The sequence below is a fragment of the Paraflavitalea soli genome, assembly GCF_003555545.1.
Classification (GTDB): domain Bacteria; phylum Bacteroidota; class Bacteroidia; order Chitinophagales; family Chitinophagaceae; genus Paraflavitalea; species Paraflavitalea soli.
On sequence record NZ_CP032157.1, the window covers coordinates 3208755 to 3224467 of the forward strand.

Consider the following 15713-nt stretch of genomic DNA (forward strand, 5'->3'; position numbering starts at 1 on the left):
ATGCTGTATTTGTAAGCATTCATAGTTAATTCAATAATCGTTTATGGAAGCATGGCGTCAGACTGTAGCGGCCTTTTGGGCATTCACCCTCTCCACTTGTAACTCGTGGCTGGTAGCCTGAAGGGAACTCCTTGCCTCAAGGCCTGGTTGTCTCGTTGCCTTTTTCTTCTTTTTACCCCACCAGATATAGAAACCGGTGATGGGCAGGGAAGCTGCGATCAGTGCCGCGAAGAATACCGCTACACGCAGGGGAAGACCGCCGATGCCGCCGGTATGGATATCATAATTCATCTTGTTGACCTTTTCTCCGTTGTTCGCATCGGCATATTTGCCGCGCACACCACCCGCCAGCTCAAAAGCAGTATATTGATCGAATGTGAGCACGTCACCATTGTAGAAACGTTTCTTTTCGGGATACAGGCGTACCGTCACTACACCTGTGGGAGCTGCAGGGATCAGGTATTGAATGCGTGCAAAGTTTGGATAGCGGGCATTCACCTGTTCACTGATCCTGTCGAGCGGATTGCCTGCTATTGCCTGTGCAGGCTTCACTGACTTCACTTTATCTGCCGCCGGGAATTTCTTACCGCCACTGAATATCCAGTATTCCGCATCACGGATGCTGTCGAAGGTCCATACCAGGCCCGTCAATACCGTAAACAACATAAACCAGCTGGCATAAAAACCCAGCACACTGTGCAGGTCATAATTCAATCGTTTGGGAGAAGCATTGGTCTTGATCGCAAAGCTTTGCTTGCGCATGGCTTTGGTCCATTTGCGTGGCCACCACAGCACGAGCCCTGTTATGATGATGAGGCCAAAGATCAAAGTGGCGTATTTCACAATGGCGCCGCCTACGGGGTCAGGCAGCCAGAGGTGCATGTGACCGTTGAGGACCTGCCGGAAAAAATCCCGGTCCATATTCTTCACTTTCAGTACATCGCCGGTATAAGGATTGAGGTATACGATGTAGTAATAGCCCTTCTTTTTATCATTGAAACTCACAGCCACCGAATGATCGGCACCTGCAAAACTGATCCGGGTAACTCCCTTACCGGGCAACTGTGCCTCCGCTTTCAGTTTGAGGACCGATACAGGCTGGAAGGACTGCTCTGCCGGCTTTACATGCAGGTAAGGTTGAAAGGCTTCCGTCAATTCGGGTTGAAAGGCATAAATAGCGCCCAGCAGGGCTACAATGGTGATCACCAGGCCCGATCCCAGCCCCAGCCACAGGTGCAGTACACTGGCTACCTTTTTCAGGGTCTTATTCTTAACAGGCACAGGCCAAAATTTGCGTGGGATAAAATGCTACATTCATCGGGAGTACGAAATTCAATGATTTTCAGCCAGGCAAGGTTACCGGATCGGGAAAACCGTTTACGAAATGCGGATATTTTTTGCCGGGCGGGCATATCCAGCCGCTTAAGGCATTGACCGATGCAGATATGGCAAAAGTTTTGGCAGCATGCGGAACCTCCCAAAACCTGTTGCAAAAATGGGCAAGCATACTTAGACAAACAGCGTACATTCGATCTTTAATCATCCAATTTTCGATCTATGCCTCTCAGATCCCTGTACCCCTGTGTGATGTTACTCTTACTTTACTTATTACCTATAACACCCTTAAGTGCACAGTCCCCCTCCTCCCGTCAGGATACCATGTCCGAAGAAAAATTTGTGCAGCTCAATGGCATCGAACAATGGATAACGATCAAAGGCAATAAGAGTAAACCCATGATCCTCTTTATTCATGGAGGTCCCGGCAGTCCCATTACCCCCTATGCTGATAATGTCTACAAAGAATGGGAAAAGGATTTTTTGCTCGTGCAGTGGGACCAGCGCGGCACAGGAAGAACATATGGCAAAGCGCCTGTAACCTTCACCCCGGAATACCTGCAGTCGCATCTCCTCACTATAGAACAGATGGCGGCCGATGGCATTGCCCTGGCCGAATACCTGGTAAAATACCTCGGCAAGCCCAAAATGATCATCATGGGTACTTCCTGGGGTTCCGCCTTGTCCGTTAAGATCATTAGCCAACGTCCTGATCTCTTCTATGCCTACATCGGGCATTCACAGATCGTAGATCCATCCAACGATGGGCCTATGTATGATAAAGTATACCGGCTTGCCCAACAACACAATGACACGGCATCCCTGCGCATATTAAATGCGCTTGGAAAGCCCCCTTATGACAGAGCAAGGAACGTGGGACAGCTGCTGAGGGTCGTCAAAAAATATGAAAAAGCCAGTTCAACACCACCACCGCCCAATTGGTTTGTCGAAACAGCCAGCTACAACAATCCCAAAGACGAGCAGGACAGGAATGACGGAGATGATTATTCCTTTGTGAATTATGCAGGCGACAAAGTGCTCGGCGTCCCATCCATCCGTGCCGGGATCAACTTCAGGAGAGATATTGTTGAGCTCAAAATACCAGTTTACCTCATCCAGGGCGAGGAAGACATCCTCACCCCCAAAACAGCCAGCAAAGCCTGGTTTGATCAACTGCGGGCGCCCCTCAAGGAATATATCCTGCTGCCCAAAGCAGCTCATGGATTTAATCAGTCCGTTGTCGATACCCAGTATAAGCTCTGCAAAAGCGTAAAAATGGCGGCCCCTGGAAAATAGCACTTCGGACAATGCTACCTACAACGATAACCAACAGCCTCCTGAATATTTACACATAACCGGAAAAAACGGTAGGCAGGAAGGCGGAAATAGGTTAAATTTAATAAGGCAAAAGTGGCCAGTCACCGGTAGTCAGGTCTGTCTCTGTCAATAATCCCCTGATTCCGCCTGGAAATCGCAATTGATTGATTATGAATGATACTCAATTTACATACGCCTTCTTCCCTGCCAGCTCCAACGGCTCACTGCCCTACCAAAATTGATACCCTTATCGGGACCTTATCGAGACCTTATCGGGACCTTATCGGGACTTCATCGAGACCCAGCTCCTCATCAGCTTCCTACCAGAGCCGTATCAGATAGTATCCACACAGCCCCCTGCCCCCATCCGGATATTATTCTAAGCTGTAAATTGCTATGTATGAAAGTGTATCCCAAAAGCCTGCTTCATCCCCTGGTCCTGCTCTTCTGCCTGCTGTTCACCGTTAACTCCCAGGCCCGGCAGCAAGGGAACGACCTCAGGATCGTGCTCATCCGTCATGCCGAAAAGGCATCAGCAGGACCGGAACTTAGCTGCCAGGGCATCAACCGCTCGAAGGCATTACCTCCTGTGTTGCATGCAAAGATCGGTCTGCCTGTCATCATCTATGTGCCGCAAAGCAGTGCCACCCAACACGCCAGGATGCGCCAAACCATCCTCCCTTTTACGGAGAAATACCACCTGCCATTGAACGACGACTATAAGGTGGGCGACATCAAGGGGGTTGCCAAAAACATCCGGAAGCAAACAGGAACAGTGCTCGTTGTGTGGGAACACAAGAGCCTGGTGGACATCGCCAAACAACTGGGTGTAAAAGAAGAGCTGAACTGGGACGCTGATGATTTCGACAGTATCTGGATCATTACATTCAGTAAGAAAGGGAAAGCCCGCCTGGCCATAGATCAGGAAGGACTGCATCCTTCTGCCAAATGCCCTTAATGACAACCTCAATCATTAAAAGTGGCAGGCAATCGCAATTTAGCCTGCTCATCGATGGCCTCCAGTAATGGCTCAAACAGTTTCGCTTCAGCCCTGGAAGAAAATACCGGCTTCAAAAAATCACCCATCCAAAACTTCACGCGCAGCTCCTGCAGGTCCTGGTAACCGGGGATCCTGACATGCGCGTCCCAGGAATCACCAATACCTTCCAGCTCCACTTCCGCCAGCCAGGTGGTATCATTAGCCACAAAGGTCAATTGAAATAACTCCATACATTTCAGTTCAGCCCTGCCATGGCACGGCACAGGGCGAACATAAGCAATTAATCCTCACGCCGCATCCATCATTTTCTTCATCCGCTGATAAGTGGCGGGCGTTACCTTGAATTGTTTGAGGAATAATTTGCCAAAACTGCTTTGGGATGTATAACCTACCATTCTGGCCACTTCAAAAACCCGGTAGTCACCGGTGGCCAGCAAGGCAGCCGCTTTTTTTAGCCGGGCCTCGTTGATAAGCTCATTGGGGGTAAGATTGGTGACACTTTTCATTTTCCGGTACAGCGTGGGACGGCTCATATACATCAGCCGCGCCAGCAGTTCCACATTAAGGCCCTTGTCCTGCACATGCTCGTACAAACACTCGTTCAGCTTCTGTATGATATACTCCTTCTCCTGCATGTTACTGGGCATGGCAAAAATCGTTTTTAGCTGGCAATACCATTAAATGTCAGTATTACACCAAAACAAAATTACCCGGCCACTGCGGCAGCCGATGGCTCATTTGTTGAAATTGATAGCACGAATGTTTGGAGCATATTGATTAGGAAGGACCTGCCCGCCCACCCTCCTTTTTAATCTTATTTATAGCAGGTTGAGGGCATTATGTATGGACGACAATCGTTACATTCGATGTCAGGAATAATTGTCGGCCATACGCTTATAACCGGAAAAAAGGCCGGCATATCCGCCCTAACGATAGCCCTACATATGCTTAGATACCACTATATTCTTGGCTGTTGCTTTTTGCTGGTTGTTCACCTGGCAGCCGCACAATCTACCCATATCAACTTTACCGCCGTTACCTCCAAAGACGGACTGCTCTCCAATTCAGTCAACGCCATTATTAAGGACCAATACGGACTGATGTGGTTTGCCACCGACGACGGACTGAATAAATTCGACGGAACCAACTTTACCGTTTACCGCCATATTCCCGGCGATACGGCCAGCCTGCGGGCCAATGAGGTGCTGGCCCTGCACGAAGACCTGGCAGGCAACCTCTGGATCGGCACCAGCGGCGGTGGCCTCAGCCGCTATGACCGGCAAAAAGACGTTTTTATCCATTACCCCACCGATGGCAAAACACCCGCACTCCCTGCCAATGCCGTCATCAGGGGCATCGCGGGCGACGCTACCGGTAAGATCTGGATCGCCCAGTATGAAAACCTCTTTATGCTCGATCCCGCTACCAACCAGATCACCCGGATCGACCTCGCTTCGGCCGACAACCAGCAGGCCATTCCCAAAATACTGGTGGGCGTATATGTAGACCACAAGCAACGGGTCTGGACAGGCACTACCAATGGCCTCTACCTCTACGACAGGAACACCAACAAAGTAAAGCGGTTTGAGAATAACCCCGGGCAACCAGGTAGCCTGATCAGCAACTATATCAGGGCCATCGCAGAAGATAAATACGGTAATATCTGGATCGGTACCTCTGCCGGACTTTGCACCTGGCGCCCCGATGGCAGCGGGTTCAATACCTATCCCTACCTCAGCGGCCCCACCAACGCCCTGGTGAGCAACGAAATATTCTGCATCTCGCCCGACGAAGGAGGCAATCTCTGGGTAGGTACATCGGAAGGGTTGAACATCGTTGACCCGCTGGCACAACGGGTTAGTACCCATGTATCGCAGGAAGGGGATATCCACAGTCTCACCAACAAATGGATCAAGTGCGCCTATATTGACAAGCAGGGCATCTATTGGCTGGGCACCTTCCGCGGCGGCATCAACAAATACGACAAGAACCTCAACCTTTTTGATATCAAGCTTAGTAATAAGTTCTTTACCCAACAGCGCACCACCGCCATCGTGAGCAGTTTTGCAGAGGCCAGGGATGGTACGGTGTTTATTGGGTCGGATGGAGGAGGATTGTTCCGGTACAATCGTAAGACGGAACAAGTTGTTGCGGTGGATCTTGGATTACCTGTGCCAGCCACGCACCCGCTCTCGGTTCTTACGCTGCACGTAAACGCCCGCAACGAACTCTATGTGGGCACTTATGCCTGGGGGCTGATCATCATCAATCTTACCACGGGCGCCCGTCGATACCTCAGACAAGGATCGGCCACTACTGATCTCAATTCGAACAATATCTTTTGTATAAAGGAAGACAGCAAGGGCAACCTTTGGATCGGCACGAATGGTGAAGGGGTTAACCTGCTGCGGGATGGAAAGGTGGTTACCAAGTTTACTCCCCGCCCCAGGCCGGATGTTGGCAATGAAACATTGCTACCCATGAACGGGTACGTACGGGCCATCGAAGAAGATAGTGCCGGTAATATCTGGATCGGATCGCATGGCGGAGGCGTTAATATCTATAACCCCCACAACGGCAAATGGATCACTTATACGCAAAGCAACAGCAAACTGCCCAGTGATAAGGTGCAGGCCATCCTGCGTGACAGCCGGGACAATATATGGGTGGGCACTTTTGGAGAAGGGCTGAGCCTGTACGATAGTAAAACCCACAACTTTATCAATTACTCCGAAAAAGAAGGACTTCAGAACGCCACCATCTACCAGGTAGTGGAAGACCAGGGCGGCATCATCTGGCTCAGTACCAACTCGGGCATCAGCAGTTTTGACCAGACTAAAAATACCTTTCGCAATTATACCAGTTACAACGGGGTACAGAACAATAATTTCTCGCACGCTGCGGGCATCCGCCTATCCGATGGAGGATTGATCTTCGGTGGACTGGAAGGATTCAACTACTTCGATCCTGCCAAACTCACCATCAACCGCAATGTGCCGCAGGTACTGCTCACTGATCTGCGCGTCGCCAACAAATCCGCCGTACCCGGCGAAGACGCACCCATCAAAGAACATATTTCTGTGGCCAACGATATCCGCCTGTCTTACAAACAGAATTTCGCCCTCAGCTTCGTAGCCCTCAATTATACCATTCCCAAGCAAAACCACTATGCTTACAAACTGGAAGGGTTTGACAAAGACTGGAACTATACCGGCACCAACAATACCGCCTCCTATACCAACCTCGATCCCGGCGAATACACCTTCCGTGTGAAAGCCAGCAACAACGATGGCATCTGGAGCACCAAGGACACCGTGATAAAGATATATGTGCGCCCTCCCTTCTGGCGCACCACCTGGGCCTACCTGTTTTATGCGGTAGCCATTGGCGCCCTGCTCCTGTACAGTCGCTACCTGGGCATTACACGGATCAGGAAGAAATTCCTGCTGGAGCAGGAGCGGCAGGAAGCCAAACGCATACAGGAGCTCGACCGCCTGAAAATAAAATTCCTGACCAACCTCAGTCATGATTTCCGCACCCCTATCTCCCTCATCATGGGTCCCGTAGATCAACTGATCCAGGAAGAACACACAACCGCCAGACTTACCAAACTCAACATGGTCAAACGCAATGCCAGGCGATTGCTCAACCTCGTGAACCAGCTATTGGATTTCCGGAAGATGGAAGAACTCGAGATCAGCCTGCAGGTATCCAATGGAGAATTCATTTCCTTTGTCAAAGAGGTCACCGATTCTTTCCGGGATTTCGCAGATCGCAAACATATCCATTTCCAATTCAGGAGCAGCCTGCCTGCCCTGCAAGCCTTGTTTGACCACGACAAAATAGAACGCATCCTCTTCAATCTCTTGTCCAATGCTTTTAAGTTCACCCTGGAAGGTGGTACCGTGACGGTTGAAGTGGAGGAAATGAACAATCCTGCCGACACGATCAATAAATGGGTATCCATCCAGGTAAGGGACTCCGGCATCGGTATTCCCAAAGACAAACAAGAGCAGGTATTTGAACGCTTCTTTCAGAACAACAGCTCCACAGCCGTGCTCAACCAGGGCAGCGGAATTGGCTTATCGATCACCAGGGAGTTCATCAAATTACATGGAGGCCTCATATTCGTGGATAGTGAACCCGGTAAGGGCGCTGCCTTCATCATACAGCTTCCGCTGCAACCAGCGCCGGTAACAGAGCAGGCGCCCGTACAGCCGCTCATTGTACCTTCGATAGAAACCCCGTTCGAAGAACCAACCACAGACAACACCGCCGACCTGCCCCTCCTGCTATTGGTGGAAGACAATGAAGATTTCAGGTTCTACCTCAAAGACAATCTCCGCCATCAATACAAAGTGCTGGAAGCAGCCAATGGCAAAGAAGGATGGCAAAAAGCACTCGCCTATCACCCGCAACTGATCGTCAGTGATATCAGCATGCCCGAAATGGATGGCATCGACCTCACGCAAAAACTAAAGGCCGATAAAAGGACCAGTCATATTCCTGTTATACTACTCACTGCCCTCACGGCAGAGGAACAACAGATCGCCGGACTGGCCACCGGGGCCAACGATTACATCACCAAGCCCTTCAATGTGGAAGTGCTGCATGCCAAGATCAGGAACCTGCTGCGGTTGAACAATACACTGAAGAATACCTACACCCGGCAAATAAAAGTGCTCACCCCGGAAGTAACCATGGAGTCGGCCGATGAGAAACTCTTAAATAAGATCGTGAGCTACCTCGAAGCCAACCTCACCAATGCACAGCTTTCTGTAGAAAGCCTGAGCAAGGAAGTAGGCATGAGCCGCAGTTCACTCTACAGCAAAGTGCTCGACCTTACCGGGCAAACCCCCGTAGAATACATCCGCTCCTACCGGCTCGACAAAGCTGCCGGCCTGATGGAAAAGAGCGATATGAGCATTGCTGAGATCGCGTATGAAGTGGGCTTCTCCACCCCCAACTATTTCGCGCGCTCTTTCAAAACAAAATTCAACATGCTGCCTTCTGAATTCATATCGAAGATCAGGAAGAGCCAAACAGGCAACAATAATTAAGGCCCGGCAAAGCGGCGCACCAACTAAAATTGATACAAATGAACCATTGGAATTGACCTTCATATTTGAGTTTTTTTTCGACCTTGCCTTGCACATCCACCTGGCATTTACATGAAAATATCTACCGTACACATCATCCTGTTCATCCTTGCATTGGCATCCGCTACCTGTTCGGTTAGCCGGATGAGTAATTCCGCTGACACTTCCTTACAAACAACACCCTCCCTGAAGAGGACTTTCCAAAACGACTTTATGATCGGTGCAGCATTGAATACCCAACAGATCATGGAGCGGGATACCAATGCCTCCAGACTGGTGGCACAACAATTCAATGCGGTCACGCCCGAAAACGTAATGAAGGCCATGATCATTCACCCGCAATGGAATACCTATAATTTTGAGTGGGCAGATAAACTCATCGAATACGGAAAGAAAAACAACCTGCAGATCAATGGGCACACGCTTATATGGCATAGCCAGATGCCGGCCTTCGCCCGCAGGCTGCAAAGCACCGATTCCTTCCGGTTATTTTTCACCGATCATATCACCACCGTGGCAAGCCGCTATCGGGATAAAGTATATTCCTGGGATGTAGTGAACGAAGCATTAAATGAAGATGGCACCATGCGCAGGTCACCTTTCTTTACCAAACTGGGTGAGGATTATGTCACTGAAGCATTCAGGCTTACACAGGCGGCAGCCCCCAACACGCAATTGTATTACAATGACTACAACAACGAACGCCCGGCCAAGCGCGCAGGCTGCATAGCCCTCATCAATAAAATAAAGGCGGCGGGTGTTCGCATAGACGGCGTAGGCATCCAGGGCCACTGGCAGGTAGGGAAAGTACCCCTGAAAGATATTGAAGAAAGTATCCTGCAGTACAGTGCACTCGGCCTCAAGCTGGCCTTCACCGAACTGGACATTGAAGTATTGCCCCGCAATTTTCAGGGCGCCGATGTAGGCCAGCGCATGAAAGCCGATCCATCGCTCAATCCTTATACCAGCGGACTGCCCGATGATGTACAGCAGCAACTGGCCAGTGATTACGAAGCCTTGTTCCAGCTCTTCCTCAAACACAGGGATAAAATAGAAAGAGTTACTTTCTGGGGCGTGAACGATGGAGCAAGCTGGCTCAACGATTGGCCCGTAAGAGGCAGGACCAACTATCCCCTCTTGTTCGACCGGGCCTTCAATCCCAAACCTGCCTTCTACAAAGTGATCGCAACCAGAAAAGGGGTTTATCAATAACTTTATACCAAAAGCAAATGCACAAGATACTTGGGATTGCCTTCCTGTTGGCCACTGCCAGCGCAGGTGCACAGGATTTTAAGTCCTACCCCATGTGGAACCCTTCCCTGCCCATAGAGCAGCGGGTCAACGATGTGGTCAGCCGCCTCACCCTGGAAGAGAAAGTGGCACAGATGCTCAATGCTACGCCTGCCATTGCACGGCTCGGCATCCCGGCGTATGATTGGTGGAATGAAGTATTGCATGGCGTGGCGCGTACGCCTTTTCGCACCACCGTATTCCCCCAGGCCATCGCCATGGCGGCTACCTGGGATACTAACTCCCTCTACCGCATGGCCGATTATTCAGCCCTCGAAGGCAGGGCCATTCACAACAAAGCCATCGAACAGAATCGCACCAGCGAACGCTACCTGGGCCTCACCTACTGGACACCCAACATCAATATATTCCGCGATCCCCGCTGGGGCCGCGGACAGGAAACTTATGGCGAAGACCCCTTCCTCACCGGCATGCTGGGCCGTGCTTTTGTACGTGGTCTCCAGGGCGAAGACCCCAAATACCTGAAAGCAGCAGCCTGCGCCAAACACTTCGCCGTTCATAGCGGCCCCGAACCCAGCAGGCATGCGGACAACTTCAATCCCACTACCTATGACTTGTGGGATACTTACCTGCCCGCTTTCAAAGAACTGATCGTCGATGCCAATGTGGCCGGTGTGATGTGCGCCTACAATGCCGTCAACACACAACCCTGCTGCGGCAACGACCTGCTCATGAATGATATCCTGAGAAAGCAATGGAAGTTCAACGGCTATGTGACCTCCGACTGCTGGGCGATAGATGATTTTTTCAAATACCATAAGACTCATCCGGATGCTACCAGCGCCGCCATCGATGCAGTAGTGCATGGTACGGATGTGGAATGCGGACAAACGGTGTACAAGACCTTATATGATGCCGTTAAGAATGGACAGATCAAAGAAGCGCAGCTCGATATATCGCTGAAAAGGTTGTTTACGATCCGTTACCGCCTCGGCATGTTTGATCCGGTGGCCATGGTGAAATATGCACAAACACCCGCTACCGAACTGGAGAGTGCACCCCACCAGGCACATGCCTTGAAGATGGCGCAACAATCCATCGTGCTGCTGAAGAACGAACAGCAAACCCTGCCCCTCCGCCGCAGCATTAAGAAAATAGCCGTAGTAGGCCCCAATGCAAACAACCGCATTGCTGTACTGGGCAATTACAATGGTATTCCTTCCCGCATTGTAACCGTGTTGGATGGATTGAAAGAAAAGCTCGGCGCCGGTGTGGAGATCATGTATGAAAAGGGAGTCGACTTTACCAAAGACACCTTACTCGCTTATACTGATCTGAAAAACCAGTTTTCCTGGGATGGTAAGCAAGGTTTCAAAGCAGAGTATTACAATAACCGCGAATTAAAAGGCGAGCCTGTATTCACCACCACCGACGATCATGTGGACCACACCTGGCAGCGTGGTGATATCATCGGCAATGGACTTACCGCTACCAATTTCTCTGCCCGCTATACCACGCGCTTCACGGCCACCGCCAGTGGCAGCACCATGCTCGAACTGGAAGCAGACGACGGATACCGCTTGCTCATCAATGGAAAAGAAGTGATCAATGCCTGGCTGCGCAATCGCTGGGGCGCGCGCGCTTATCAACTCAATACAGTAAAAGATTCTTCCTACCATATTGTACTCGAATACTGGCAGGGTGATGACAATGCCAATGTGGCCTTGCGCACCGGTCAGCGCATGAAAACTGATTATGCAGCCCTGGCCGCCAGGCTCGCACAGGCTGATGCGATCATATTTGCAGGCGGGATCTCTCCTCAACTGGAAGGCGAGGAAATGCCCGTGAATGCACCGGGCTTCAACGGCGGCGACAGAACCACCATCCAGTTGCCAGCCGTTCAAACCGAACTCCTGAAAGCATTGAACGCCACCGGCAAACCAGTGGTGTTTGTAATGATGACCGGCAGCGCTCTGGCTACTCCCTGGGAAAGCGCCCATATTCCGGCGATCCTCAATGCCTGGTATGGCGGACAAAGCGCAGGTACAGCCATTGCCGATGTGCTGTTTGGCGATTACAATCCTGCCGGCCGTCTGCCTGTGACCTTCTACAGCAGCGACAGCGACCTGCCCGGATTCAGTGATTACACCATGCAGGGACGCACCTATCGTTATTTCACCGGCAAAGCCTTGTATCCCTTTGGATATGGCCTTAGTTATACCAACTTCCGTTATGCAACACTAAAGGCTCCCACTACTATACGCACCGGCAATAAAATACGCGTAACGGCTCAACTCACCAATACGGGCACCCGCGATGGCGAAGAAGTGGCCCAATTATATATTGCTCACCCCAACACCAAAGGGAAAGCACCCATCCGCGCACTCAAAGGTTTCCAGCGTCATTTTCTGAAAGCAGGTCAAACCATACAGGTGAGCTTTACCCTTACACCCGAAGACCTCTCCCTGGTCAATGAAGCCAATGGACAATTGTATCAACCCAAGGGAAAGATCAGCATCAGCGTAGGTGGCGGACAGCCAGGTGTTACCAATGCCACTACCAGCAATGTGCTCAGCCAGCAACTCACCATTCAATAAGGCCCATATGAAGAAATTCGTTCTCCTGTCCCTTGCCTGCTTTGCTTTCGCCAATAGTTTTGCCCAGGTAAGATTGCCGCGCCTCATCCGCGACAGTATGGTATTGCAAAGAGACGAAAAGATAAAACTATGGGGATGGGCGAAGCAAGCTGAGAAGATCAGCATCCGTTTCAATGGCAAACAATACACAACCAAAGCGGGTGTAGACGGCAAGTGGCAGCTACTCCTGCCTCCTACCAAAGCAGGCGGTCCTTATACCATGGACATTACTGCCAGCAATAAGATCACACTGAAAGAGATATTGGTGGGTGATGTATTCCTTTGCTCCGGCCAGTCCAATATGGTGCACCAGATGGGCATCCACGATGTTACTTATGCCAATGATATTGCTACCGCCAATTATCCCGCCATCCGGCAATTCTGGATACCGCCCACGCCCAATATGAATGCTCCGCAGGATGATCTTACTGGCGGCAACTGGAAATCTGCCAATCCTGAAGATGTAAGAAATTTCTCTGCCGTGGCCTATTTCTTTGCGAGAGACATTTATCAAAAATACCAGGTACCCATCGGCCTCATCAATGCCAGCATTGGTGGTACCCCTATTGAAGCGTGGATCAGCGAAGAAGGCATGAAGGCATTTCCGGCTATTCAAACTACCATCCAGCGCAATAAGGACACTGCCTATATCAACGGCCTGCAACGCAGGCCTGCCAACAGCAACAATGCCTCCAATTATACTCCGCCTGGCGACAAAGGCCTCAGTGGTCCCTTGCGCTGGTACGATACAGCCTATTCACCCAAAGGCTGGCGCACGATCAATATTCCCGGCTATTGGGAAGACCAGGGTATCCGCGACCTCAACGGCGTAGTATGGTACAGAAAAGAAATTGAAGTGCCTGCCAGCATGGCCGGTAAGCCCGCCCGCGTATTCCTGGGCAGGATCGTGGATGCCGATGTATTGTATATCAATGGCAGGCAGGTAGGCAGCACCGGGTACATGTATCCGCAAAGGCGATACAATGTTCCCGCAGGGTTGCTGAAGGCCGGTAAAAATATTGTTGTGGTAAAGGTTACCAACCAAAACGGCAAGGGCGGTTTCGTACCCGATAAACCCTATTGCCTCTTTGCCGGTACCGATACCATCGACCTCAAAGGAACCTGGACCTACAGAGTGGGTGAAGTATACGAGCCGCGCAGCAGTGGTTTTGGCCCTCCGGGCATTAACCCACAATACCAACCCGCCGCATTGTTCAACGGCATGATCGCCCCCATTGTCAATTATACCCTGAAGGGGTTCCTCTGGTACCAGGGCGAAGCCAATACCGGCCGCGCCACTGAATATGCCCGCTTGCAGCCTGCACAGATCGCCGACTGGCGCAACCGATGGCAGCAGGGGCCACTCCCCTTCCTGTATGTGCAGTTGCCCAACTTTATGGATGTGAATTACCTGCCGTCTGAAAGTCAGTGGGCCGAGTTGCGCGAAGCACAAGCCAAAACTTTATTGGTACCCAATACAGCCATGGCTGTTGCCATCGACCTGGGCGAATGGAATGATATTCACCCCGACAATAAGAAGTCCGTGGGTGATCGCCTCGCCCTCGCGGCACGCGCGATCTTGTACGGCGAAAAGAACCTCGAATACTCCGGACCATTATACGAATCCGCTTCCATCAATGGGGATAAGATCACCATTGCCTTCACACATACCGGCAGCGGGTTGGTTGCCATCGATGGCGAACCGCTTACCTCCTTTGCCATCGCAGGGGCCGACAAGAAATTTGTATGGGCCCAGGCGCGTATTGAAGATGGTAAGGTGGTGGTGTGGAGTGAACGGGTACCAGCGCCGCGTTATGTGCGGTATGCCTGGGCCGATAATCCGGATGGTGCAAATTTGTACAACAAGGAAGGATTGCCAGCAGGGCCGTTCCGGACGGATCAATAGTTGATCTCTACAAAGCCAGAGGCTTTGAAATAGGCGTCACCAGCCGGAGGCTGGCGACTGAAGGCACACACTCCTTTTGAAAGCAGATCGGTTGTTCCATATGGAATTAGCTCCTTCATGCATCTACAGAGTTCATCCTACCGATCATGAAGAAAATAAGTACCTGGATTGTATTGAGTTTGCTGGTTCAGCACCTATTTGCACAAAAAAAGCCCTTACCTGTTATTGACATGCATGTGCATGCCCTGCACGCCGATGACCAGGGGCCTGCCCCCATCAGTGTGGGGGCGCCTTTCCGGGACCTTGGTCTACATGACCCCGCGAATGATTACAGGAAGGCTTTTATGCAGGCGCTGAAAACAAGATCATGGGCCGATCATTCTCTTACTTCCCCACTTACAGACGATTCAATGAGGATCCTCACGCTGGCAGCATTGGAAAAAAACAATGTCTACGCCGTCACCAGCGGCGAAATAGAGACTGTGCGGCAGTGGAAGCAGGCCGCGCCGAAACGCATCATCAACAGCGTTGACTGGACCTTTGGTTTGGCAGCCAAAGCGGGTCTTACTGTCGATTCGCTGGAGAAACTGTTCCGATCAGGCGAGTTCAAGGTATTTGGTGAAATATCTATTCAATATGAGGGTATATCGCCCAGTGATTCGGCTTTTGAACCCTACCTTGCCATGGCAGAACGCCTCGATATTCCGGTAGCTATTCACGTAGGGAACGGTCCGCCGGGGGCGCCTTATATAGGCGCAGTCAACTACCGGGCAAGATTGCACAGTGCCTTCGTGTTAGAAGAAGCATTGCTTCGTCATCCCAAATTACGCGTATATGCCATGCATGCGGGCTGGCCCCTGCTCGACGATATGCTGGCTACCTTATTCACGCATCCACAGTTATATGTGGACCTCGGGGCCATCTGCTATATGATACCCACCAAAGAATTTTACTACTACCTCGAACGCCTGGTCAATGCAGGATTTGGCAAGCGCATACTCTTCGGGTCCGATAACATGGTATGGCCGCAGGCCATTGCCCGGGGCATAGAAACCATTAACAAGGCCCCCTTTTTGACAGCTGCCCAAAAGCGTGACATACTGTTCAACAATGCAGCCAGGTTTTTACGGCTCACTGACCAGCAAATAAAGGAGATGCATTGACCAAAC

Annotated in this window: 10 protein-coding genes; 7 read left to right on the forward strand and 3 right to left on the reverse strand. The window is 51.0% G+C overall.

What is annotated here, in order from left to right; genetic code table 11:
• Window positions 1–57 precede the first annotated feature (57 nt).
• Complete coding sequence (locus D3H65_RS11810) at window positions 58–1281, reverse strand: PepSY-associated TM helix domain-containing protein (protein ID WP_162915572.1); 1224 nt, start codon at window positions 1279–1281, stop codon at window positions 58–60.
• A 276-nt stretch (window positions 1282–1557) separates the two neighbouring features.
• On the opposite strand from D3H65_RS11810, the gene D3H65_RS11820 reads away from it, so the two are divergent.
• Together D3H65_RS11820 and D3H65_RS11825 are read left to right on the forward strand one after the other, a co-directional pair.
• Entirely contained in the window at window positions 1558–2631 is a 1074-nt protein-coding gene (locus D3H65_RS11820; RefSeq protein WP_119050512.1) for an alpha/beta hydrolase family protein, read from the forward strand.
• A gap of 421 nt (window positions 2632–3052) precedes the next feature.
• Entirely contained in the window at window positions 3053–3610 is a 558-nt protein-coding gene (locus D3H65_RS11825) for a histidine phosphatase family protein (protein ID WP_119050513.1), read from the forward strand.
• 8 nt (window positions 3611–3618) lie between these two features.
• Here D3H65_RS11825 and D3H65_RS11830 read toward each other — a convergent pair whose 3' ends face one another.
• Both D3H65_RS11830 and D3H65_RS11835 read right to left on the reverse strand, forming a co-directional pair.
• Window positions 3619–3882 carry a hypothetical protein gene (locus D3H65_RS11830; RefSeq protein ID WP_119050514.1) on the reverse strand — a complete coding sequence of 88 codons (264 nt, stop codon included), beginning with the start codon at window positions 3880–3882 and terminating at the stop codon, window positions 3619–3621.
• 57 nt (window positions 3883–3939) lie between these two features.
• A complete protein-coding gene (locus tag D3H65_RS11835) occupies window positions 3940–4299 on the reverse strand; it encodes a helix-turn-helix domain-containing protein (protein WP_119050515.1) in 360 nt (119 codons plus the stop codon).
• Window positions 4300–4596: 297 nt separating this feature from the next.
• Between D3H65_RS11835 and D3H65_RS11840 the strand changes: the two genes are divergently transcribed.
• The 5 genes from D3H65_RS11840 (at window position 4597) to D3H65_RS11860 (ending at window position 15707) form a co-directional block, all read left to right on the forward strand.
• Entirely contained in the window at window positions 4597–8712 is a 4116-nt protein-coding gene (locus tag D3H65_RS11840; RefSeq protein ID WP_162915573.1) for a hybrid sensor histidine kinase/response regulator transcription factor, read from the forward strand.
• Window positions 8713–8823: 111 nt separating this feature from the next.
• Complete coding sequence (locus D3H65_RS11845; protein ID WP_211345668.1) at window positions 8824–9963, forward strand: endo-1,4-beta-xylanase; 1140 nt, start codon at window positions 8824–8826, stop codon at window positions 9961–9963.
• Between the two features lie 17 nt (window positions 9964–9980).
• Window positions 9981–12599, forward strand: a complete 2619-nt coding sequence (locus D3H65_RS11850; protein ID WP_119050517.1) for a glycoside hydrolase family 3 C-terminal domain-containing protein — start codon at window positions 9981–9983, stop codon at window positions 12597–12599.
• A 7-nt stretch (window positions 12600–12606) separates the two neighbouring features.
• On the forward strand, window positions 12607–14544 hold the full coding sequence (locus tag D3H65_RS11855; RefSeq protein ID WP_119050518.1) for a sialate O-acetylesterase: 1938 nt from the start codon (window positions 12607–12609) through the stop codon (window positions 14542–14544).
• 146 nt (window positions 14545–14690) lie between these two features.
• The gene (locus D3H65_RS11860; RefSeq protein ID WP_119050519.1) at window positions 14691–15707 is read left to right on the forward strand and encodes an amidohydrolase family protein; all 1017 of its coding nucleotides are present in this window, start codon (window positions 14691–14693) and stop codon (window positions 15705–15707) included.
• Window positions 15708–15713: the final 6 nt, after the last annotated feature.